This window comes from Pseudocitrobacter sp. RIT415, assembly GCF_003057695.2.
In the GTDB taxonomy this organism is placed as follows: domain Bacteria; phylum Pseudomonadota; class Gammaproteobacteria; order Enterobacterales; family Enterobacteriaceae; genus Pseudocitrobacter; species Pseudocitrobacter faecalis.
Genome location: NZ_QBJC02000010.1, coordinates 74452 through 97367, shown reverse-complemented (window position 1 = coordinate 97367; position 22916 = coordinate 74452). Strand labels below are relative to the sequence as shown.

Below are 22916 nucleotides of genomic sequence, written 5' to 3'. Positions count from 1 at the left end.
GTCCCCTCTCCCTGAGGGAGAGGGTTAGGGTGAGGGGGTAAACAGCCCCCCACAATTATAAAAAGGAGCTTCTATGTCGCGCATAGCCCCCTCATGGGTGCTGACGCTGGGCCTGCTGACCGCCATCGGCCCACTCTGTACTGACTTTTACCTGCCCGCATTGCCGGAAATCACCGACCAGCTGCGCGCAACCGGCACACAAACGCAGCTTTCACTGACTGCTGCGCTAATCGGTCTCGGTCTCGGCCAGTTGTTCTTCGGCCCGTTAAGCGACCGTATTGGCCGCAAAAAGCCACTGGCACTCTCACTGCTGCTGTTTATCTTCTCTTCCGCGATGTGTGCGATGACCCAGGATATTCACCTGCTGATTGGCTGGCGCTTCTTGCAAGGCTTCGCCGGAGCGGGCGGTTCTGTACTGTCGCGCTCCATCGCCCGTGACCGTTATCAGGGCGCGATGCTGACGCAATTTTTCGCCCTGCTGATGACCGTCAACGGTATTGCACCGGTGATTTCGCCTGTGATCGGCGGCTACGTCATCACCGCATTTGACTGGCGTATTCTCTTCTGGTGTATGGCGGGCATCGGCGTTGTTCTGCTGCTGTTAAGCCAGTGGGTACTGCACGAAACGTTACCGGCCAAAAGTACCACCGTCAGCCAGGAAACGCGCAACACGCCGCTGCTGAAAAACCGCCGCTTCCTGCGCTACTGCCTGATTCAGGCCTTTATGATGGCCGGGCTGTTTTCATACATCGGCTCCTCATCGTTCGTGATTCAGAGCGAGTACAGCATGAGCGCCATGCAGTTTAGCCTGCTGTTCGGCCTGAACGGCATTGGCCTGATTATCGCCGCGCTGATTTTCTCGAAGCTTTCTCACCGCGTGGCTGCCGAAGTGCTGTTACGTCGTGGATTGCTGCTGGCGGTCGCCTGCGCAGGCATTACGCTGCTACTGGCCTGGCTGCATCTTGCTATTCCTGCGCTGGTTGGCCTGTTCTTTACCGTCTCGTTTATGAGTGGGATCAGTACGGTATCCGGTTCTGAAGCGATGAGCGCGGTCAGCAGCGAACAATCGGGCACAGCCTCGGCGTTGATGGGCACGCTGATGTTTGTCTGCGGCGGCATTGCTGCTCCGCTTGCCGGTCTGGGTGGCGAAACCATGCTCAAAATGAGTCTCGCCATGGCAATTTCCTACGCCATCGCGCTCTTCTTTTCTCTCTGCAAAGTCCGGTAAAATTCACTGCGGTAATAAAATATTCCAAATTTATTACCGCAGTAAGTCACTACCCATCTGCATCCCCTCTTATTCGCCAGGCTTTAATCGTGATACCCCTCACACGAAAGGAATAAAAAATTCCTTATACTGACCGCCACTGACGAAGACGAGGCCACTATGAGTATCGACCTGAGCAAACTGCTGACCGAGCGCCGCAACGCCAACAGTACCAATATTGACACCCTCTCCACCGAAGAGATGCTGGCGGTAATCAACCGCGAAGATCAGCTGGTTGCTCACGCAATCACACCTTATCTGCCGCAGATTGCCCAACTGGTTGACGCCGTCGCGGCGGCCTTCCAGAAAGGTGGTCGCCTGATTTACAGCGGTGCAGGCACCTCTGGTCGCCTCGGTATTCTTGATGCCAGCGAATGCCCACCGACGTTCGGCACCCGCCCGGAGCAGGTCGTTGGCCTGATTGCTGGCGGCCATAAAGCCATTCTGAGCGCAGTGGAAAACTCAGAAGATAACGTCGCTCAGGGCGCGGAAGACCTGAAAGCGCTGAACTTTACGGCCAATGATGTGCTGGTCGGTATTGCCGCCAGCGGCCGCACGCCGTACGTCATTGGCGCGATGAACTACGCCAAAAGCGTGGGCGCTCTGGTCGCAACCATTACCTGCAACCCGCACGGTGACATGGCGCAGCTGGCCGATATCGCCATTACCCCGGTTGTCGGCCCGGAAGTGGTGACCGGCTCAACCCGCCTGAAAGCAGGTACCGCGCAGAAACTGGTGCTGAACATGATTACCACCGGCGCGATGATTCGCAGCGGCAAGGTCTACAGCAACCTGATGGTCGATGTGGAAGCCACTAACGCCAAGCTGATTGAGCGCCAGGTGTCCATCGTGATGGAAGCAACCGAGTGTGACCGCGAAACCGCCGTCAATGCGTTAAACGCCTGCCATCGCCACTGCAAAACCGCCATCGTGATGGTGCTGGCAAACCTCAGCGCTGACGAGGCCACTACGCTGCTGGCCGATAACAACGGCTATATCCGCAAGGCGTTACAGCAAGGCTAAACGGCCTGGAGAACAGATTGAATGGCGAAAATAAATAAAGAGATGATAGCCCGTCTCCTCTCCCTGGTGGGGGGAGCCGGAAACGTCGTTCAGGCCGGGAACTGTATGACCCGACTGCGCTTAACGCTACGCAATGAAGAACTGGCTGATATTGGCAACATTCGTCTGGTGGACGGTGTGCTGGGCGTAGTGGTCAGCGAAGAGCAGTTCCAGATAATCCTCGGCCCCGGCAAAGCACAAACCGCTGCCGAGATGATGAATGCGCTGCTGGAGGATTCGCCCACGGCGGAACCGTCATTGGCTGACGTTGCCAGCGAAAAGAAAAAAGCGCTAAAAGAGAAGCAAACCAGCGGAATTCAGAAGTTTTTGGCGAAGTTCGCCACCATTTTCACCCCGTTAATCCCTGGGTTTATTGCCGTGGGCCTGCTGCTTGGCTTTGCCACGCTGGCGGAACAGATGTTCGTGTTGAAAAGCGCCCATCCGAACGCCACGCTGGTGGAAGTGATCGGCTATATGAAGATTTTCAGCAAGGGAATGTTCACCTTCCTGAGTATCCTCATTGGCTACAACACGCAAAAAGCGTTCGGCGGTTCGGGCGTAAACGGCGCGATTATCGCCTCGCTGTTTGTGCTGGGCTATAACCCGGAAGCGACGGTTGGGTTTTATTCCGGCATCACGCAGTTCTTCGGTCACGATATCGACCCGCGCGGCAACATTATTGGCGTTCTGATCGCGGCGATTCTGGGCGCATGGGTGGAACGGCGGGTACGCAGCATCATGCCCGCCAACCTTGATATGATCCTCACCTCCGCGATTACGCTGCTGATTATGGGCGCGGTCACCTTTGTGGTGATTATGCCGCTCGGCGGTTACCTGTTCACCGGCATGTCCTGGCTGTTCCTGCATCTCAACGGCAACCCGTTCGGCTCTGCGGTGCTGGCCGGGCTGTTCCTGCTGGCGGTCATGTTTGGCGTGCATCAGGGTTTCGTGCCGGTGTACTTCGCGCTGATGGATGCACAGGGCTTCAACTCGTTGTTCACCATTTTGTCGATGGCGGGCGCAGGTCAGGTCGGCGCGGCGCTGGCGCTTTACTTCCGCGCGAAGCAGGGCGCGCTGCTGCGTACCCAGATTAAAGGGGCGATAATTCCCGGTCTGCTGGGTGTCGGCGAACCGTTGATCTACGGCGTCACGCTGCCACGCATGAAGCCCTTCATCACCGCCTGTTTTGGCGGCGCGTGCGGCGGCTTCTTCATCGGCCTGGTGGCGTGGATGGGCCTGCCCGTCGGTTTGAACACCGTATTTGGCCCGTCGGGGCTGGTAGCGTTGCCGCTGATGACCTCCAACAGCGGTATCTACGCCGGAATGGCGGTGTATGCGGCGGGTCTTGCCGTGGCGTACTTCTTCGGCTTCCTGCTCACCTGGCTGTTCGGCAGTAAAAACGTCGACCTCAGTTAATCCTCCCGCCCCCGGCCAGCGCTGGGGGCTTCTATTTCCGCATGCTATGATTCTCGTCTGATAAAAATAAAGACGAGAACAACAACATGGGATCCACCAGAAGAGGGATGATGAACGTCCTTATCGCCGCCGTGCTGTGGGGAAGTTCAGGGGTATGCGCGCAGTACATCATGGAACAAAGCCAGATGTCCTCGCAGTTTTTAACTATGACGCGTCTGCTGTTCGCGGGGCTGATTCTGCTGACACTCTCTTTCGTACATGGCGACCGCATCTTCCGCATTATGAAAAATCGTAAAGACGCGCTTAGCCTGCTGTTCTTCACCCTGGTAGGCGCCCTGACGGTGCAACTGTCATTTCTGATGACCATCGAAAAATCCAACGCCGCCACCGCGACAGTGCTGCAATTCCTGGCCCCGACGATCATCGTGGCGTGGTTCTCGCTGGTACGTAAATCCCGCCCTGGCATGCTGGTGTTTGCTGCTATCGGCACCTCATTAATCGGTACGTTTTTGCTGGTCACCCACGGAAACCCGACATCACTGTCTATCTCCGGCGGCGCGCTGTTCTGGGGGATTGTCTCTGCCTTTACGGCGGCGTTCTACACCACGTATCCTTCACAGCTGATTGCTCGCTATGGCACGCTGCCGATTGTCGGCTGGAGCATGCTCATCGGCGGCGCGGTGCTGCTGCCGTTCTACGCAGGCCAGGGCGAGAGCTTCACGCTTTCCGGCAACGTGGTGCTGGCGTTCTTTTATCTGGTGGTGATTGGCACCTCGCTGACCTTCAGCCTGTACCTGAAAGGCGCGCAGATGATTGGCGGCCCGCGAGCCAGCATTCTGAGTTGTGCCGAACCACTGAGTAGCGCATTCCTGTCGCTGCTTCTGCTGGGCATCACCTTCACCCTGCCGGACTGGCTGGGCACGTTGCTGATCCTCTCCTCGGTTATCCTGATTTCGCTGGATTCCCGCCGTCGCAGTACGCCGGTTGAGCGTCACTAAATTGTCCCTATTCGCCAGCAACACATATAGTTAAGGGGAATGAATTCCCGATAAGGATATGAGCATGAAAATGATACCGGTGCTATTTTCTCTGGCGGCCTGTCTGGCTGCCTCCGGCGCGGCATATGCCGACTCGCCGATGGAAGGGCTTAAGTTTGAGCAGCAAAAGCGGCAAGTGATTGAGGACGTGAAGAAGAACTGTGCCCCGGCGGGCGCGGTGTCGGACGATCAATTTGCGAATCTGGTGCTGGCGACGGAAGAGAATCGTCTGCGCGTGCGGGAAGCGACGCTGGCGCTGGAACGTAATGATGCCGAGCGCTACGCCGCCGCCGTGAAGCAGGTACAGTGTCCAAAAGCGGAGTGATTTCCCGATAATGAAGGCCGGATACGCGCACCATCCTCCGGCCATTCTCCTTAATTCACTTTCACCTTCGTCGCCACCAGCGTGGCCGTCAGCAGCATCAGGCAGGCGGAAATCGCCAGCGGTGACAGCACGCCGAAATGGTCCAGCGCGACGCCGCCCAGCGCCGCCCCGCAGGTGTTAGCGAACTGGATCACCGCCACCTGAATAGATCCCGCTTTTTCTGCCTGATCGGAGAGCGAGCGGGTGATCCACGTTGACCAACCGACCGGCACCATCGCAAACGCGAAGCCCCAGATGATCGCTACCGCAGACGCGACAACCGGCGAATTCCCCCAGAAAATCAGCGTCAGCGCGCTGAGCATCAGGACAAAGGGCGCGCAGGCCAGCGTGCCTTTTACCGAGCGTTTCAGAACGGCAGAAGAGAGCGAGGTACCGACAAAGCTGGCAATGCCAAAGCTCAACAGCACCAGCGTCAGGCCATCCACGCTAAAGCCTGCCAGCGTGGTATAGACCGGGCGTATATAGGTGAAGAAAGAGAACTGGGCGACGAACACCAAAAAAATGGCGCTCATGCCCGCCAGCACGCCGGGGCGCTTCATCAGGCTGAACATGTTTTGCTGCTGATGCGCCGCTTCGCCAGGCAGCGAGGGCAGCGCTTTAATCACCCACACAATGCACAGCGCGCCCATCAGCGCCGCGCCGTTAAACACATTTCGCCAGCCAATTATTCCGCCGAGGAAACTGCCGAGCGGAGCGGCGATCACCAGGGCTATCGACACTGCGCCAAAAATCACCGACAGCGCTTTTGGCACCACGCGCATTGGCACCAGGCGAATCGTCAATGACGCCGACATCGCCCAGAAACCGCCCAGCGCCAGACCCAGGCAGGCGCGCCCCAGCAGCAACAGCGCAAAGCTATTGGCAAACGACACCAGCAGGCAGGAGAGTGTCAGCAGTACCGCAAACATCATCACCACGTAGCGGCGATCGGTGCGGCCAATGATGTGAGTGATAAACAGGCTGGAGAACATCGCCACAAACGCGGTCATGGTGACCGACTGCCCCGCCAGGCCCTCAGAGATGCCCAGATCCTGCGCCATGGGCGTCAGCAGGCTGACGGGCAAAAACTCAACGGTTATCAGGCAGGCCACGCAAAAAGCCACGGCAAAAACCGCCGACCAGTTCGGTCGCACGACAGCGTCTTTCGGTTGTGAGGAAGTGTACGGTTCAGTCATTAAGTCACCAGGCATTGGTTATCGTGCGGGAAAGTTGCGCAGTGTAACATCCTGAGTGTGACGTATTTAACGTTTTGACAACTATTTGGGGGGAGAGAGGGGATCGTGCGCGCTGATGCCCTCACCCCGGCCCTCTCCCACAGGGAGAGGGAGAAAACCGCACGAACTTCACCTCTGGCACTCTCGGTCCCCTCTCCCTGTGGGAGAGGGTTAGGGTGAGGGGGAAAGCCCGCTCACATCAATGCAACCACCGAACCCCATCTTCATCGTGGAATAACGCGTTGTAACGAATCTGAAACGCGTTCAGTTCCCCGGCATTGGGTTCCAGCTCACGCATAAACCCTAACGCCAGCCGAACCTGCGCATCGGTAATCGGCGCCGCCAGACGCGATTTTTGCAGCAGGCGATGCCAGCGATGCATGCTCTCGTCACTGCTGTCGACAATAAACACCTGCCAAATCAGCAGCATCTGCGCGGCATTCTGCAAATGCGCTTCGTTCGGGCGCTCAAGATAGTGAAGGTACTCGTTACCGGGCACCTTCCCCAATTGATCGATCATCGATTCTATCGGCATCGGCGTAATGCCCATGCGTTCACTCAAACGACGAATCGCCCGGCGCGGGCCGGATGTCATCACCCGAAAACCCACAACAAAAACCACCACCAGCGTCGCCAGCATTATCCAGATCATGCGTTCAATTTACCTGCCACGTTTAAACCAGTTTTGCCGATAGAGCCTGGCAGGCTTCAAGCACCCACGCGGAATATTGGGGAATACGGTCTTTAGGCATTTGCAGCTCGACACCGCTAATGCTTATTGCTGCCACTACATCGTGGTTACGGTTAAAGACGGGGGCAGCGATACAGTAAATCCCAGGGGAATCTTCTGCATTATCAAAGACCCAACCTTGTTTACGTATCCGTGAAAACTCCTCCAGTAATGCCTTTTTGCTGGTAATGGTGGTTTCGGTGTACTTAGGCAATATTTCTTCCGGTAGCAGCTCATCAATCTTTTGTTGCGGAAGCCACGCACATAGCGCCTTACCCACTCCAGAGCTATGCATTGGTAGCTTTTTACCCACCCAAGTGCGAATGCCTATTGGCAAGGTATTTTCGAGCTTCAGGATGTATATAGGCGCCACTTCATCCAGGATGCCAAGGTGGCAGGTCAAATCGGTTTTTTCGCGCAACTGCTCCAGTATAGGCAAAGCAACATTGCGGATATCAAACTGTTCGAGTGAGCGGTTGCCCCACTCATAAAGCTTTAACCCCAGAAAGAAACGCCCTTTCTCAAGCCGTAACAGGTGGTGCTCCACTAATGCATTAAGCAACGATGAGGTGCTGCTTTTGGGAAGAGCCAAATCCTGCTGAATTTGACTGAACGTTGCACCAGGGGTCGTGAAGAGGTAATTACAGATTTTAACCGTCTTATCCAGGGCAGGGACGGTGGTTGTGATGTCCTGATTCATGCGTAATTAATCTTTTTCATTCATAGACTCCCGTCAGTATACCCCAATCACTTTCTTCAGGAATGCGGCTTTTTTGCGCAAAGGCAAAACGCTGCCGTTACCCGAGCTTTCAACATGCTGAATCTGATCGGCATCACAATTGTTCATTTGTTCTTCGAAATCCGTTGACGAAGGATCGGGTTATTTGCTGTACTCAATTCAACATACAGAACATTAGTTCCATATACAGAACAAAGAGGTTGCAATGTCAAACGTATTTAAAGGTATTTTCCCCCCCGTCCCGACTATCGTCGATAGTAACGGCGAAATGGATGCCAATGGGATGGCAACCATGATTGAACATGTTATTCATCACGACGCTGATGGCATGCTCATTCTGGGGAGCGGCGGCGAGTTCTGTCATTTCTCAACGCCTCAACGCAAAAAAATAGCTGAACTTAGCCTAAAAAAAGTCGCGGGTAGAGTTCCTGTACTTATCGGTATCGCCTGCCCCAGCACAGCAGAGACGATTGAGTTAGGATTACACGCCGAGCAAAATGGTGCTGCCGGTGTTTTAGTCGTAAATCCCTATTATGCGAAATTGAGTGACGAAGCGCGATTTACACACTATAAGCGCATCGCAGAGGCATTAAGTATACCGGTATTCTTGTATAACTTCCCTGATCTTACGGGTCAGGATATCGGAATGGATGTGATTGTCAGATTAGCACAAGAAGTGCCGAATATCGTTGGGATCAAAGACACCATTGACAATATTAGCCATACCAGGGAAATCATTAATCGGGTACACCCATTCCGCCCCGATTTCATCATTTTCAGCGGTTATGATGAGTATCTTCTTGATACATTGTTATTGGGCGGCCATGGTGGGATTCCTGCGACCTTCAACTTTGCGCCCGAAATAACTAAAGGCATCTACCAGGCATTTAAACAAAACGATCTGGCAACGGCGCAAAAACTTCAGCAATCCCTTGCAAAACTATCACCTCTTTACGCACTGGAACAACCTTTCTTTAGCGTGATAAAAAATGCCATTTCCCTGACTGGAGTAAATATTTCAACTGCTGTTGTTCCGCCATCACTTCCTCTTAGTGATGAGAAAATTGAGAAAGTAAAAGAAATTCTGAAGGCTGTACCCAAAATAATTCGAGTTGCATGAAGGCGGCAAACGAGTGAATCCCCACGAGCGTACATAGGTATGTAATTGGGGTGAGCGAGTGCGGCCAACGCACAGGCAACTTGAAAGTATGACGGGTATATAAACCTTTAACTTAGCAAGAGAGCAATAATAATGAACATCAACCCTGTACTTAAACTTAATCCAAAAGACGATGTCGTTATCGCCAGACAGAGCGTTTCAGAAGGTACGTGGCTTGAGACTGAGCAAGTTCGCGTACTTAGTGATATTCCAGCTGGACATAAAATTGCTATTCATTCCCTTTCGGTGGGTGACGCAGTAAAACGTTACGGTCAAATAATTGGTTTTGCGACTCAGGACATTCATCCTGGTGAACATGTTCACATGCACAATCTGGGTATGGGTGACTTTGAACGTGATTATGCCTGGGGAAAAGACTGCCACACACTCGCGCCAGCAGATCGCCTGGATACCTTTGAGGGTATTCGCCGCGCTGACGGCAGAGCGGCTACGCGAAATTATATCGGAATTCTAAGTTCGGTTAACTGCAGCGCGACCGTGGTCAGAGCCATAGAAGATCACTTCCGTTTACATGGACTAAAAGATTATCCGAACGTTGATGGCGTCGTATCATTACCGCAAAGTTTCGGCTGCGCCATCGGTTCAAAAAGTGAATCAATGGCGGTTATGCGCCGTACGATGGCTGGTTATGCGACTCATGCCAATTTTGCGGGCGTCATCATCATAGGCCTGGGCTGTGAATCAAGTCAGATTAAAGACATGATGAATGCACACGGGCTGGCTGATGGCCCTATGATGCACAGTTTCACCATTCAGGAAATTGGCGGCACGCGCCATGCCATTGAGAAGGGAATTGAGCTGGTTAATCAGATGCTGCCAATAGCTAACGAGGTTGTTCGTGAGCCTATTCCTGCTTCTGAAATTATTCTGGCACTGGAGTGTGGAGGGTCTGACAGCTATTCAGGTATTTCAGCCAATCCTGCGTTGGGTTATGCCGTCGATAAATTAGTACAGCAAGGCGGTACAGCCATTCTGTCTGAGACGTCAGAAATTTATGGCGCTGAGCATTTACTTACTCGCCGGGCCGTGTCTCGTGAAGTAGGCGAAAAATTAATCGCTCGTATTCACTGGTGGGAAGATTATTGCCGCCGCAGCGGAAGTGAAATGAACAATAATCCTTCAGCCGGAAATAAAGTTGGTGGGTTAACCACTATCCTTGAAAAGTCTCTGGGCGGCATTGCCAAAGCAGGAACCACAAATTTAACGGAAGTTTATGAATACGCTGAGCCAGTCACTGCTAAGGGTTTCGTTTTCATGGATACTCCGGGATACGATCCGATTGCAGTCACCGGGCAAATTGCCGGCGGCGCTAATTTACTCTGCTTTACCACCGGACGCGGTTCTGCATTTGGTTCCAAACCGACGCCGAGTTTAAAGCTGGCAACAAATAATGCGCTCTGGCAACGTCAGCAAGAAGATATGGATATCAATTGCGGCACCATTGTTGAGGGGGACGAAACCATTGCTGAAGTGGGTGAGCGTATTTATCAACTCATTCTTGAAATGGCCTCTGGTAAAAAAACAAAAAGCGAAGAATTTGGTTATGGAAGCCAGGAATTTGTACCCTGGACAATTGGTTCAATAATGTAATTAACAAGATAATTATACCTCGTACCGCCATGCTCTTAACGAGCATGGCAAGGAGCCCCTATGTCTATTGTTAATGTAAATACTGAAGAAGAAAAATTAAAAGCCACGACTGTAAGATGGCGAATATTCATCATCATGCTGATCCTTGGCGCGATTAACTATATTGACCGCACATCGTTATCTATTGCTATGCCTTACATCACGGATGAATTTGGCATTACCGACACTCGCGTGGTTGGAGTTATTCACAGCGCATTTTTCTGGGCCTATGCGTTGATGCAAATACCCAGCGGGGTTATTGCTGACAAATTCAAAGCGCGAAACATTATTGCATTGGCAACTATCCTGTGGGGGGCGTTCCAGGCAGTCGCCGCTCTTTGCCACTCTATTTTTACGCTCTCAATTTCGCGTCTTGGCTTAGGGATAACCGAATCACCTATTATGCCTGCGGGAGCAAAGCTGATGGGTACCTGGCTCACTCCCACTGAACGCGGACGTGGCTCAATGCTCCTCGATGGTGGCGCGCCATTAGGTACTGCGCTGGGTGCAGTGATTATTGCCGGGCTTATTGCCTTATTCGACTCCTGGCGTATGGCGTTCATCGTCGCAGGTGTCGGTACTATGCTCGTCGGTTTGCTGGCATGGTGGTATATCCGAACCTACCCCTCAGAACATCCGGGCATTAACCAGGCTGAGCTGGATCATATTCAAGCGGAAAATGGCACAGCAACCAGTGGTAAAAAATATCGCCTTGCAGATATCAAACCTTATCTCAAGCAGCGTAACGTTATTGCGCTAATTGGTGGCTGGGTTTGTTATAGCTTCGTATTTTATGGGCTAATGACATGGTTACCCCTGTATTTCCAGGCAACGTATGGCTTTGACATTAAGTCAATGGGTGGGGCTATGGCGCTTATCTTCCTGCTCTGCTTCGTTGGTCAATTAACCGGCGGCTATATTATGGATAAGTGGCGCAGTAAAGGCGCCAAAACCAGCCGGGTTATGCACACGATGCTGGCTATTTCTGCCACTACTGCGGGGGTAGGTATTTTCCTGTGTGCACAGAGTTCAACACCTGCCGTCGCCATTACGTTACTCACCATTGCGCTTTTCCCTCTGCGCTGGGCCAGCGTCTATTGGTCTATTCCCGGTTTGCTGGGAGCACAATCTGTTGCCGGCACAATCTGCGGCACCATGAATTTCACCAGCAATCTCTTTGCTGCCATTTTGCCCATATTCATTGGTTTCCTGGTGCAATCAACCGGCAATTACTATGCGGCCATGATGTTCTTCGCACTCGCCGCTGTGGGTTATCTCATTTGCTCCTTGTGCATCAACTTCGATAAGAAAATGGAAGTTGATGAATAGTCATCATTACTCTGGCCCGATAACGGGCCAGCTTTATCAGCAGGAACGAAGTATGTTCAATTCTGAAAATTTTATTGCCGTCGACTGGGGTACCAGCAATCTTCGTCTATGGGTATTTCAAAAGGGAGAATGCATCTGGGAACATGCCTGCGCCGAAGGTATTACGCGCCATCACCCAAGTGAATTCAAAGATATCTGGCTCACGCTTGTTGAGCTTTGCCCTCAGGATATAGCGCTCGATACCACAGTTATTATGAGCGGCATGATTGGCAGCAACGTGGGATGGGTCAATGCGCCCTATTTATCGTGTCCAACACTTATCAATGATCTTGCGAAGCATCTCATGCCCGTTCCCGATCCTGGCCCCTATCCCATCTTTATTGTTCCCGGAATACAACTCGCTGGGCCCGATTGTTACAACGTTATGCGTGGAGAAGAGACTCAACTGTTGGGCGCAATGGCGGACAATACCTGGTATGCACTTCCTGGTACTCACAGTAAATGGGTGCATATGGAAAACGGTGTCATTCAGGACTTTCAGACCGTGATGACGGGTGAACTTTACTCGCTTTTTAGTCAACACTCCGTGCTTGGTAAACATGCGGTAGAGCAACGCTCATCACCCTCTGCTTTTCTTTTCGGTGCTGAAATGGGCAGACACGAAACATGTCTTTCTCGTGGCGTTTTTGCCCTACGCGCCAGAACACTTAGCCATTCCCTACCGCCAGAGTCACTGTTCGAGGCTTTGTCGGGGTTATTAATTGGCCATGAAGTCGCACAAATGCTTCAACACTACGCCATATCACCACATGAAGAGATTGTTTTAACAGGAAGTGAGGGGCTCATCGCACGCTATCAGACCGTTTGCGATCTTTTCGGGCAATGTTATCGGGCGATTAATGGTGAAACCACATTTATAAACGGCATCAGGAGACTTTTACATGAACAACACTAACACCGTTCCATTAGTCGCTATTCTTCGCGGAGTGTTACCTCAGGACGTGTTGGCACATATTGAGGTTTTGATTGCAGCAGGATTCACGACTGTAGAAATTCCCTTGAATTCGCCAGATTGGCAAACCAGCATCGCAATGGCCATCGCGCGTTTTGGGGACAGAATCCAAATTGGCGCGGGGACCGTTACTTCTGCCAACGATGTTGCAATTCTCTCCCAAATGAAATGTTCATTTATTTTGACGCCTAATACCGACCCAGCCGTTATTAAAGCTGCGCGAGAAGCAGGGATGCAAACATGTATTGGCTGTCATACCGCAAGTGAAGCCTTCGTCGCCATTCAACATGGTGCTAATGCACTTAAAATTTTCCCTGCCGGTGAGTTGGGCTCTGGATATATTCGCGCCTTAAAAGCCGTATTACCCAAACATATACCACTTTACGCCGTAGGAGGAATTACCCCAGCGAACCTGGCTGAGTATCTCCGCGCAGGCTGTGTGGGCGCAGGTTTGGGCGGTGATTTATATCGCGCCGGGCAATCCCCTGAACAGACAGCTAATCAGGCTCGAGCATTTAAGCAGGCATGGGATGCCTGCCAAAAACGTTGATGTTGGAGCCCCGAACGCATTAAGTACGGGGCTTATTTTTACTGAAAAAACACCGCAATCTTATTAAACATCGTCGGGTCAGACTGGTTACGCTGCACTTTCACCACGTCCTCCAGCTTGTCTATCTGACTCATCATCTGCTCAAGCCGCTGGTCATCGTTGACCAGTAGCCAGATATGGCTTTGATCGCTGTCCTGAATCGGTAGGCAAAGGATGCCTTCGACGTTAAACGCGCGACGGGCAAACAGGCCGCAAACGTGGGTCATGACGCCCGGGTGGTTGCGAACGGTGAGTTCAAGAATGACGTTATCGTGTGCTGTGTTTTGCATGGCTTATTCCCCCACCATTTCAGTATTCGCCGCGCCCGGCGGTACCATTGGATACACTTTTTCCTGCGGGTCGATACGCACGTGGATCAGCGCCGGGCCCGGTCGGTTGATAATTGCCTGCAGCGCGCCCTGCGGATCGGTTTCGCCGTTTAAATCGCAGGTTGCCAGGCCGAAACCGGCGGCAATTTGCATAAAGTTGATCATCCCCGGATAGGTCGCCGCGAACACGCCCTGTTTGTAGAACAGGCTCTGCTGTTGATGAACAAGGCCCAGCGCTTCGTTATTCATCAGAATGATTTTCACATCCAGCTGATTTTCCGCCGCCGTCGCCATCTCCTGAATGTTCATCATCAAACTGCCATCGCCAGAAAAGCACAGTACTTTGCGATCCGGATTCGCCAGCGCTGCACCAACCGCCGCAGGCAAGCCGAAGCCCATTGTGCCCAGGCCGCCGGAGGTCAGCCACTGACGCGGGCGATTGAGCGGGTACGCCTGGGCAGTCCACATCTGGTGCTGGCCTACGTCGGTGGCGATAATCGCGTCGTCGTTCACGCAGGCGGCAACGGCGTTGATCAGGCCATAATGGCTTAACGGATCGGTCGCTTGTGGGATGGCACACGGGAATTCCTGTTGCAGTTCAGCGACTTTCCCGCGCCATTCGTTACGCGGCTGTGCGTCAATCTGCGGTAACAGTTGCGCCAGAACATCATCAACATCGGCCTGAATGGCTACGTGGGCTTGCTTGATTTTCCCCAGCTCGGCGCGGTCGATATCAACATGAATGATCTTCGCGTTCGGGCAGAACTCAGCCACTTTCCCCGTTGCCCGGTCATCAAAACGTGCACCTAAAACAATCAATAAATCAGACTGTTGCAGAATAAAGTTGGTGCTGCGTGCGCCGTGCATTCCCAGCATGCCTAATGACAGCGGGTGCGCTTTCGGCAACATACCCAACGCCATCAGGGTCATGGTGGTCGGCAAATTCGCTTTCTCAGCCAGCTCGCGCACGCGCTCCGGCGCGTTAATTACCCCGCCCCCCAGATACAGTACCGGACGCTGCGCGGCATTGATCATTGCGGCGGCTTCACGCACGCTCTCGGCGCTGAATTCAGGGGTTGCCGCGCGACCTCCCGGTTCAGGCAGTTCGCTCAGTTCGATTTCAGCGGTCTGCACATCCTTAGGAATGTCTATCCACACCGGGCCTGGGCGGCCAGACTGGGCAATGCGGAAGGCATCCGCGATAACCTGCGGTAATTCCGTGATGTTGCGAACTAAATAGTTGTGTTTGGTGATGGGGATAGAAATGCCGTAGGTATCGACTTCCTGGAACGCATCGGTGCCGATTAATGAGGAGGCCACCTGGCCTGTGATACACACTAACGGAATCGAGTCGAGACGCGCGTCGGCGATGGCGGTCACCAGGTTGGTCGCGCCGGGCCCGCTACAGGCCATGCACACCGCCGGTTTCCCCGCCGTGCGCGCCATGCCCTGCGCAATAAATCCCGCGCCCTGCTCGTGACGCGCGAGTATATGGCGTATCTGCTTACTTTGGCTTAATGCATCATACAGCGGCAGCACGGTGCCGCCGGGAATGCCGGTCACCATGGTGATCCCCTGACGTTCCAGCAGATGGACGATCAGTTCTGCGCCGGTAAAGCGTCTGGTCTGTGATGTTGTGCCCGAACTTGCCATGCTCCAGTCCTTTTATTCTGAGCCGACTTTCCGGGGAGGGTCATTAAACGAAAAACCCCGCCCGGTTTGCGCCGGCGGGGTTTTGGAATCGTGTGTTGTTCCTGACCCTACGGCGCATTGCCGACGACCACCACCACACGCACGACGACCACCGCGGCTGGTAGCGCGGTTTTTAGTAGGGTCGACGTCATCATGGAAGGAGTCATTAGGGGCCTGTTTATCAATTCATCAAGTGAATTTATACAAACACAGGTTTTGGATGCTGGCAACGGAAAAAAATTCATCTGCGTAAAAATGTCTGCGCGATCACACTCCAGAGCCATGTAGAGACTGGCAAGATTAGTTGCCGTCAGCGTCTATAAATCCTGCCTGGTCGCTACAAATCATTCACATATATGATGGTTAAATTGTCATCTTGATATGGTAGATTCCACCCGCATTTAGGGTAATAAGCAGCAGCTTATTCTTATATTTTCTTTTTTTATAAAATATCAGAGAAATGAAAAGCCAAAGAAACGTCACTATCTTACTGATGCTGGTGTTGCTGGTTGCCGTCGGACAGATGGCTCAAACCATATATATTCCTGCAATTGCTGATATGGCACGCGATCTCAACGTTCGCGAGGGCGCGGTGCAAAGCGTCATGGCAGCCTATCTGCTGACCTATGGCGTTTCGCAGCTCTTCTATGGCCCACTATCTGACCGCGTCGGGCGTCGTCCGGTGATCCTGGTTGGGATGTCGATTTTTATGCTGGCGACGGTTGTCGCCATGTCCACCAGCGATCTGACGGTGCTGATTGCCGCCAGCGCGTTACAGGGAATGGGCACCGGCGTGGGCGGCGTAATGGCGCGCACCCTGCCGCGTGACCTGTACGAAGGCAGCCAGCTTCGCCACGCTAACAGCCTGTTGAATATGGGGATTCTGGTGAGCCCTCTGCTCGCGCCACTGATTGGCGGGCTGCTTGATACGGCCTGGAACTGGCGTGCGTGCTACGGCTTCCTGCTGACCCTGTGTGTGATTGTCACCTTCAGCATGGCGCGCTGGATGCCGGAAACGCGCCCTGCTGGTGCACCGAAAACGCGGCTTATCAGCAACTATAAAACGCTTTTTGGCAGCGGCGCGTTCAACTGCTATCTGCTGATGCTGATTGGCGGGCTGGCGGGCATTGCGGTGTTTGAAGCCTGCTCTGGCGTGCTGATGGGCGCGGTGCTTGGCCTGAACAGCATGGTGGTGAGTATTCTGTTTATTCTGCCGATCCCGGCGGCATTCTTTGGCGCCTGGTTTGCCGGGCGTCCGAATAAACGTTTTTCAACGCTGATGTGGCAGTCGGTGATGAGTTGCCTGGTCGCGGGGCTGATGATGTGGATACCGGGCCTGTTCGGCGTGATGACCGTCTGGACGCTGCTGGTGCCTGCCGCGCTGTTCTTCTTCGGCGCAGGGATGCTTTTCCCGCTGGCGACCAGCGGTGCAATGGAGCCCTTCCCGTTCCTCGCCGGTACTGCGGGTGCGCTGGTCGGCGGCTTGCAGAACATTGGTTCCGGCGTGTTAGCGTGGCTTTCCGCGATGATGCCGCAAACCGGTCAGGCCAGCCTCGGTCTGTTAATGACGCTGATGGGCCTGCTGATTTTCCTCTGTTGGCTACCGCTGGCTTCACGCTTTCATCAACATCAGCAGCCGGTGTAGGCCGCCTGCTCCTGCAACCAGCCAATAAACGCCTCGATTTTCGGCCACTGACGGCCAGGCAGCGTGGTGACATAATAGTGCTGATGACATTTCAGCGTCATGTCGCCGAAGGGAGCCACCAGCTCCCCGCCGTCGAGGCGTTTTTGTACCAGCCTTTTGCGCCCCATCGCCACGCCAATATGATTCATGGCAGCAATCACCGCTAAATCGGAACGATCGAAGCCAATGCCCGATGATGTCGGCAAATTTACCGCAAAGTGTTGCGCCCAGCTGTGCCATTCATCGGTGCCGGAATCGTTACTCCACGCCTGTCGATCATGCAGCAATGTACAGTGCGGCAGATTTACCAGCCGTCCGTTCAGATCAAAACGCCTCGCGTAGTCGGGGCTGCACACCGGCAAAATTTCTTCATCCATCAAAAAATGATGCGTGAGCTGCGTCGATGGCGCATCGTCGAAGTAAATCGCCAGGTCGATGCCCGCCCGCTGTAAATTAACGTTGTCATTCCCGGTGAGCATAGTCAGCGAAATTGATGGATAACGACGAGTGAAATCCCCCAACGCAGGAACCAGCCAGCATTGCGCGATAGAGGGGCGTGAATAAACCGTAAGCGTGCCGGAGAGTTCCTGGTTTTTGATGTCCAGAATCTCCTGATTCAGCGTATCCAGCGACGATTTCAGCGCCCAGAACACCCGTTTACCTTCATGCGTCAGTTCAACCTTACGGTGCGAACGGACAAACAACTGGATGCCCAGCTCCTCTTCCAGCTGATTAATACGATGGCTGACAGCACTGGGACTCAGCGACAGCTCATCTGCCGCCAGCGCAAAAGACTGATGCCTCGCCGCAACCTCAAAAGTGTAAAGCTTCGATAACTGCCAGCCGTTCAGCAGCCGGTTTCGCACATCGCGCAAGGGATCCATAACCACCTCATTAAACCCAAATAATGCTTATCAGTGTAAAAAAACAGGCTGCAAAAATCAGCGCAAGGGTGAACCAAAGTGAACCATCTCGCAATTTAGCCTCATTATTCGACATAAATCACCACCTTGATTCAATCTGGCTCATGTGAAAGGCCAAATACATCGTTTGTCAGGCCATGTCCATTTTCTGTCCAATAGGGGCAGGTTAATCACAGGGCAAGGTGAGATATGCACTCTCAAATATGGGTTGTGAGCACGCTGCTGATAAGCATCGTGTTGATCGTTTTGACCATCGTGAAGTTTAAATTCCACCCGTTTCTGGCGCTGCTGTTAGCCAGCTTCTTCGTGGGCGCGATGATGGGCATGGGCCCGCTGGATATGGTGAATGCCGTGGAAAGCGGGATTGGCGGCACGCTGGGCTTCCTGGCCGCCGTTATCGGCCTGGGCACCATTCTGGGCAAAATGATGGAAGTCTCTGGTGCGGCAGAACGCATTGGGCTGACGCTTCAGCGCTGCCGCTGGCTCTCTGCTGACGTCATTATGGTACTGGTGGGGCTGATTTGCGGGATTACGCTGTTCGTGGAAGTGGGTGTCGTGCTGCTGATCCCACTGGCGTTTTCCATCGCCAAAAAAACCAATACGTCGCTGTTAAAGCTGGCGATCCCGCTGTGTACCGCATTGATGGCCGTTCACTGCGTAGTGCCGCCGCACCCGGCTGCGCTGTTTGTGGCGAATAAATTGGGCGCGGATCTGGGTACAGTTATCGTCTACGGCCTGCTGGTTGGGCTGATGGCCTCGCTTATCGGCGGCCCGCTGTACCTGAAATTCCTCGGTAATCGTCTGCCCTTCAAGGCGGTACCGGCCGAGTTTTCCGACCTTGAAGTCCGCGACGAAAAAACACTGCCGTCACTTGGCGCAACGCTGTTTACCGTTCTGCTGCCAATTGGCCTGATGCTGGTAAAAACCGTCGCTGAGTTAAACATGGAAAAAGGCAGTACGCTTTACACGCTGCTGGAATTTATCGGCAACCCGATTACCGCCATGTTCATCGCCGTGTTTGTAGCCTATTACATCCTTGGCCTGCGTCAACATATCGGCATGAGCACCCTGCTGACCCACACGGAGAACGGTTTCGGTTCTATCGCCAACATTCTGCTGATTATCGGTGCGGGCGGGGCGTTCAACGCTATCCTCAAAAGCAGCGGCCTGGCCGATACGCTGGCGCTTATCCTCTCCAACATGCATATGCACCCGATTCTGCTGGCGTGGCTGGTGGCGTTGATTCTGCATGCGGCGGTCGGTTCCGCCACGGTGGCGATGATGGGCGCAACGGCGATTGTCGCCCCGATGCTGCCGCTTTACCCGAACGTGAGCCCGGAGATCATCGCCATTGCTATTGGTTCTGGCGCAATTGGCTGCACGATCGTCACCGATTCCCTCTTCTGGCTGGTGAAACAGTATTGCGGCGCGACCCTTAACGAAACGTTCAAATCTATACAACGGCGACATTTATTGCCTCCGTCGTTGCACTTGCATGCACATTCCTGCTTTCCTTTATCATCTAAGCGCAAAGAGACGTACTATGGAAAACATTCAAAAACTCATCGCTCAATATCCTTTAGTGGACGACCTGGTCGCGCTCAAAGAGACTACCTGGTTTAACCCCGGCACCACGTCTCTTGCGGAAGGTTTACCCTATGTTGGCCTGACGGAACAAGACGTTAAGGCCGCTCACGACCGTCTGACACGTTTCGCACCCTATCTGGCAAAAGCGTTTCCGGAAACGGCCGCAACCGGCGGGATTATTGAATCTGACGTGGTGGCAATTCCGGCGATGCAGCAGCGCCTGGAACAGCAATCTGGCCAGAAAATGAGCGGTGAACTCCTGCTCAAAAAAGACAGCCATTTGCCGATTTCTGGTTCGATTAAAGCCCGTGGTGGCATCTATGAAGTGCTGACGCATGCGGAAAAACTGGCGCTGGAAGCCGGCCTGCTGAGCACCGAAGATGACTACAGCGTTTTACTCTCACCGGAGTTCAAACAGTTCTTCAGCCAGTACAGCATTGCGGTGGGCTCAACCGGCAATCTGGGTTTGTCGATCGGTATCATGAGCGCCTGCATCGGTTTTAAGGTTACCGTGCATATGTCCGCCGACGCCCGTGCCTGGAAAAAAGCGAAGCTGCGTAGCCATGGCGTAACGGTGGTCGAGTACGAAGAAGATTATGGCGTGGCGGTTGAACAGGGGCGCAAAGCGGCGGAGTCAGACCCAAACTGCTTCTTTATCGACGATGAAAACTCACGCACGCTGTTCCTCGGCTATGCCGTCGCCGGGCAGCGCCTGAAAGCGCAGTTTGCTCAGCAGGGGCGCGTTGTCGATGCCGATCATCCGCTGTTTGTCTATCTGCCTTGCGGCGTGGGCGGCGGCCCTGGCGGCGTGGCCTTTGGCCTGAAGCTGGCTTTTGGCGATAACGTGCACTGCTTCTTTGCTGAGCCCACGCACTCGCCGTGCATGCTGCTGGGTGTGTACACCGGCCTGCACGATGCAATTTCCGTTCAGGACATTGGCATTGATAACCTGACGGCGGCTGACGGGCTGGCGGTAGGCCGCGCATCCGGTTTCGTAGGCCGCGCGATGGAACGCTTGCTCGACGGGCTTTATACGCTCGACGATCAAACGATGTACGACATGCTGGGCTGGCTGGCGCAGGAAGAGAATATCCGCCTGGAGCCCTCGGCGCTGGCGGGCATGGCCGGGCCGCAGCGCGTTTGCGCGTCCACCGCGTATCAGCAAATGCACGGTTTCAGCGCCGAACAACTGAAGCACGCCACCCATCTGGTATGGGCGACGGGCGGCGGCATGGTGCCGGAAGCAGAGATGGCGCAGTATCTGGCGAAAGGGCGTTAAACCTTAGCTATGTTGAAGCATCACCATCAGTTCAACGGGCGAGCGGTGGTGCTTCAGCAGATCGCGCATAATTTTCATGTGTGGCGCGGTATGCGTGAAGAAATGGCGATAGCCTGCGCATAACGCGCTTTTGCCTGCATGCAGACGATGTTTTGGGCAATCGCCCTGACACAGGCGCAGCACCGGGCATTGTCGGCAAGCATCGTTAAGCGCACGCTGTTTGTTCGCGCCAAAAGCGGCGACCTCTGGCTGCGCGTTAAGTACCTTAAGCGGTTGCTCGTGAATATTTCCCAGCCGATACGCCGGATAAACATAGTGATCGCACTGATATAGATCGCCATTAGACTCCAGCGCGAAGGCGTGACCACACCGCTCACTTTGCGCGCACATCTGTGCGGGATAGCCACACCAGACACCCAGCGTGGAATCAAAGAGTTGTACGTAAACGCGGCCAATATCTTCTCTTACCCAGACGGAAAAGACGCGCGTCAGAAACTCGCCCCAGCGTTCTGCGCTCACCGATTCTGCGCTTAAATCACCGTTTTCATCCTGCTCAACCAGAGGGATGAACTGGATAAACGGCGTGCCGAGTGTACGTAAGTAGCGATAAAGCGCCTGCGGATGCTGGCTGTTGAGACTGTTGACGACCACCAGCAGGTTGAACTCAACGCGATGGGCGGTTAAAAGCTGGATAGCATCGACAACTTTATGATGGGTCGGCTTGCCGCTATTGCTCACGCGGAAGGCATCATGCAACGGTGCGGGGCCATCGATAGAGATGCCTACCAGCCAGTTATGTTCGCGGAAAAACTGGCACCACGCATCGTTAAGGAGAATCCCGTTGGTCTGGAAGGCGTTAGCGATTCGCTTGCCATTCCCATAGCGCTGCTGCAGCGCGACAACGCGTTCAAAGTAATCAAGACCACAGAGCGTAGGTTCGCCGCCCTGCCAGGCAAACAGCACCTCATCACCCGGTTGCGCGTCGATATGTTGACGAATAAACGCCTCAAGCGTTTCGTCATCCATTACGCTCTGTTGCGGTTTTTCAATATAGAAGCAGTATCTGCAGCGCAGATTACAGCGAGAACTGGCCGGTTTGACCATGACCTGGCAGCCTGTCATAGATAATCCTTTATCAATAACCCCACCTGACGCAGATGCGTGGCAGCAAACAGCAACGCCAGTGAGAGAACCGCAAGCGCGATGAAAAATTTGTCGCGCACCACGCGGGGTTGCGCAAAATCATTTTGCGCAACGTCCATTAAAATGCGGTTTCGAGTATATCGCCAAAGAACTAACGCCGCTATTGCCAGTATGCCAAGTGAGATCCAGAACATACTCCCGGCCTGATGCCAGTTATGCTTAATCGCCAGCAGCATCAGCGCGGCATAGCCTAACAGGGTGCGGAACCAGGCGAGCGAGGTACGTTCAGGCTGCAGGCCGGGGTCACGTTCCCGGCGTGCTTTTCGATTAGCCGGCATACAGAACCAGCCCCATCACAATGACGGCGACAATGAGTAAAATGACGCTGATGATCAACAGGCTGTGGGTATAAGGCAGATCCTCTTTCAGCCGCATCGCTTTTTCGTTACGCAGCCAACGCAGGTAGCCATAAATCGCCAACCCACCGGCGAAAAGACATAACAGTAGAGCCAACAGCTCGCGGATGATAGGCGTCGCGAAATCAGGCGCCAACTGATCAAGGCCGACGCCTGCCGCCAGAAAGCCCAGCGATGTACGAATCCACGCCAGAAAAGTACGTTCATTCGCCAGCGAGAAACGGTAGTCCGGGGCTTCTCCGAGGCGGGAAATTTTCATTGCGGCTCCTTGTCG

22 protein-coding genes and 1 pseudogene are annotated in these 22916 nt (G+C 53.8%); 13 read left to right on the top strand and 10 right to left on the bottom strand.

What is annotated here, in order from left to right; translation table 11 throughout:
- The first annotated feature begins 73 nt into the window (after positions 1-73).
- The 5 genes from DBY68_RS12200 (at position 74) to DBY68_RS12180 (ending at position 5107) form a co-directional block, all read left to right on the top strand.
- Positions 74-1228 carry a multidrug effflux MFS transporter gene (locus DBY68_RS12200; protein ID WP_108476293.1) on the top strand — a complete coding sequence of 385 codons (1155 nt, stop codon included), beginning with the start codon at positions 74-76 and terminating at the stop codon, positions 1226-1228.
- A 159-nt stretch (positions 1229-1387) separates the two neighbouring features.
- On the top strand, positions 1388-2290 hold the full coding sequence (gene murQ, locus DBY68_RS12195; protein WP_108476292.1) for an N-acetylmuramic acid 6-phosphate etherase: 903 nt from the start codon (positions 1388-1390) through the stop codon (positions 2288-2290).
- 21 nt (positions 2291-2311) lie between these two features.
- Positions 2312-3745: a PTS N-acetylmuramic acid transporter subunit IIBC gene (murP, locus tag DBY68_RS12190; RefSeq protein ID WP_108476291.1), complete on the top strand. Its 1434-nt coding sequence runs from the start codon at positions 2312-2314 to the stop codon at positions 3743-3745.
- Between the two features lie 86 nt (positions 3746-3831).
- Positions 3832-4743 (top strand): carboxylate/amino acid/amine transporter, encoded by a 912-nt coding sequence (locus tag DBY68_RS12185; protein ID WP_041686136.1) that lies wholly within the window; start codon positions 3832-3834, stop codon positions 4741-4743.
- Between the two features lie 64 nt (positions 4744-4807).
- Positions 4808-5107, top strand: coding sequence for a YicS family protein (locus DBY68_RS12180; protein ID WP_108476290.1), 300 nt, complete (start codon positions 4808-4810; stop codon positions 5105-5107).
- 50 nt (positions 5108-5157) lie between these two features.
- Here DBY68_RS12180 and nepI read toward each other — a convergent pair whose 3' ends face one another.
- The 3 genes from nepI to DBY68_RS12165 all read right to left on the bottom strand — a co-directional run bounded on the left by nepI (position 5158) and on the right by DBY68_RS12165 (position 7811).
- Positions 5158-6342 (bottom strand): purine ribonucleoside efflux pump NepI, encoded by a 1185-nt coding sequence (gene nepI, locus DBY68_RS12175; protein WP_108476289.1) that lies wholly within the window; start codon positions 6340-6342, stop codon positions 5158-5160.
- Between the two features lie 238 nt (positions 6343-6580).
- Complete coding sequence (locus tag DBY68_RS12170; RefSeq protein ID WP_108476288.1) at positions 6581-7033, bottom strand: DUF1198 family protein; 453 nt, start codon at positions 7031-7033, stop codon at positions 6581-6583.
- A 22-nt stretch (positions 7034-7055) separates the two neighbouring features.
- Positions 7056-7811 carry an IclR family transcriptional regulator gene (locus DBY68_RS12165; protein WP_015343958.1) on the bottom strand — a complete coding sequence of 252 codons (756 nt, stop codon included), beginning with the start codon at positions 7809-7811 and terminating at the stop codon, positions 7056-7058.
- A 244-nt stretch (positions 7812-8055) separates the two neighbouring features.
- Between DBY68_RS12165 and DBY68_RS12160 the strand changes: the two genes are divergently transcribed.
- The 5 genes from DBY68_RS12160 to DBY68_RS12140 all read left to right on the top strand — a co-directional run bounded on the left by DBY68_RS12160 (position 8056) and on the right by DBY68_RS12140 (position 13550).
- On the top strand, positions 8056-8970 hold the full coding sequence (locus DBY68_RS12160; RefSeq protein ID WP_108476287.1) for a dihydrodipicolinate synthase family protein: 915 nt from the start codon (positions 8056-8058) through the stop codon (positions 8968-8970).
- A gap of 132 nt (positions 8971-9102) precedes the next feature.
- On the top strand, positions 9103-10620 hold the full coding sequence (locus DBY68_RS12155) for an altronate dehydratase family protein (RefSeq protein ID WP_189624442.1): 1518 nt from the start codon (positions 9103-9105) through the stop codon (positions 10618-10620).
- Between the two features lie 60 nt (positions 10621-10680).
- Positions 10681-11988 (top strand): MFS transporter, encoded by a 1308-nt coding sequence (locus DBY68_RS12150; protein WP_108476285.1) that lies wholly within the window; start codon positions 10681-10683, stop codon positions 11986-11988.
- A 52-nt stretch (positions 11989-12040) separates the two neighbouring features.
- Positions 12041-12943: a 2-dehydro-3-deoxygalactonokinase gene (locus DBY68_RS12145; RefSeq protein WP_108476284.1), complete on the top strand. Its 903-nt coding sequence runs from the start codon at positions 12041-12043 to the stop codon at positions 12941-12943.
- A complete protein-coding gene (locus tag DBY68_RS12140) occupies positions 12930-13550 on the top strand; it encodes a 2-dehydro-3-deoxy-6-phosphogalactonate aldolase (RefSeq protein WP_108476283.1) in 621 nt (206 codons plus the stop codon). The genes DBY68_RS12145 and DBY68_RS12140 overlap by 14 nt, the downstream gene beginning before the upstream one ends.
- Before the next feature lie 38 nt (positions 13551-13588).
- Here the strand turns inward: DBY68_RS12140 and ilvN are convergent, their stop codons facing one another.
- The 3 genes from ilvN to ivbL all read right to left on the bottom strand — a co-directional run bounded on the left by ilvN (position 13589) and on the right by ivbL (position 15777).
- Positions 13589-13879 carry an acetolactate synthase small subunit gene (gene ilvN, locus DBY68_RS12135; RefSeq protein ID WP_015343952.1) on the bottom strand — a complete coding sequence of 97 codons (291 nt, stop codon included), beginning with the start codon at positions 13877-13879 and terminating at the stop codon, positions 13589-13591.
- 3 nt (positions 13880-13882) lie between these two features.
- The gene (gene ilvB / locus DBY68_RS12130; RefSeq protein ID WP_108476282.1) at positions 13883-15571 is read right to left on the bottom strand and encodes an acetolactate synthase large subunit; all 1689 of its coding nucleotides are present in this window, start codon (positions 15569-15571) and stop codon (positions 13883-13885) included.
- A gap of 107 nt (positions 15572-15678) precedes the next feature.
- On the bottom strand, positions 15679-15777 hold the full coding sequence (gene ivbL, locus DBY68_RS12125) for an ilvB operon leader peptide IvbL (protein WP_072277096.1): 99 nt from the start codon (positions 15775-15777) through the stop codon (positions 15679-15681).
- 293 nt (positions 15778-16070) lie between these two features.
- Between ivbL and emrD the strand changes: the two genes are divergently transcribed.
- Positions 16071-17255, top strand: a complete 1185-nt coding sequence (gene emrD, locus DBY68_RS12120; RefSeq protein ID WP_108476281.1) for a multidrug efflux MFS transporter EmrD — start codon at positions 16071-16073, stop codon at positions 17253-17255.
- Here the strand turns inward: emrD and dsdC are convergent.
- Entirely contained in the window at positions 17240-18178 is a 939-nt protein-coding gene (gene dsdC, locus DBY68_RS12115) for a DNA-binding transcriptional regulator DsdC (protein WP_108476280.1), read from the bottom strand. The genes emrD and dsdC overlap by 16 nt on opposite strands.
- Positions 18179-18406: 228 nt before the next feature.
- On the opposite strand from dsdC, the pseudogene dsdX reads away from it, so the two are divergent.
- Positions 18407-19743, top strand: a pseudogene (dsdX, locus tag DBY68_RS12110) (D-serine transporter DsdX).
- A 17-nt stretch (positions 19744-19760) separates the two neighbouring features.
- Positions 19761-21083, top strand: coding sequence for a D-serine ammonia-lyase (dsdA, locus tag DBY68_RS12105; protein WP_108476279.1), 1323 nt, complete (start codon positions 19761-19763; stop codon positions 21081-21083).
- Positions 21084-21086: 3 nt separating this feature from the next.
- Here the strand turns inward: dsdA and DBY68_RS12100 are convergent, their stop codons facing one another.
- Genes DBY68_RS12100 through DBY68_RS12090 form a run of 3 tightly spaced genes read right to left on the bottom strand, consistent with a single transcriptional unit; the run spans position 21087 to position 22901 of the window.
- Positions 21087-22205, bottom strand: coding sequence for an anaerobic sulfatase maturase (locus DBY68_RS12100; protein WP_158529115.1), 1119 nt, complete (start codon positions 22203-22205; stop codon positions 21087-21089).
- Entirely contained in the window at positions 22202-22564 is a 363-nt protein-coding gene (locus tag DBY68_RS12095) for a DUF202 domain-containing protein (RefSeq protein ID WP_108476278.1), read from the bottom strand. Before DBY68_RS12095 ends, DBY68_RS12100 begins: the two co-directional genes overlap by 4 nt.
- The gene (locus DBY68_RS12090) at positions 22554-22901 is read right to left on the bottom strand and encodes a DUF202 domain-containing protein (RefSeq protein ID WP_108476277.1); all 348 of its coding nucleotides are present in this window, start codon (positions 22899-22901) and stop codon (positions 22554-22556) included. Before DBY68_RS12090 ends, DBY68_RS12095 begins: the two co-directional genes overlap by 11 nt.
- Positions 22902-22916 lie beyond the last annotated feature (15 nt).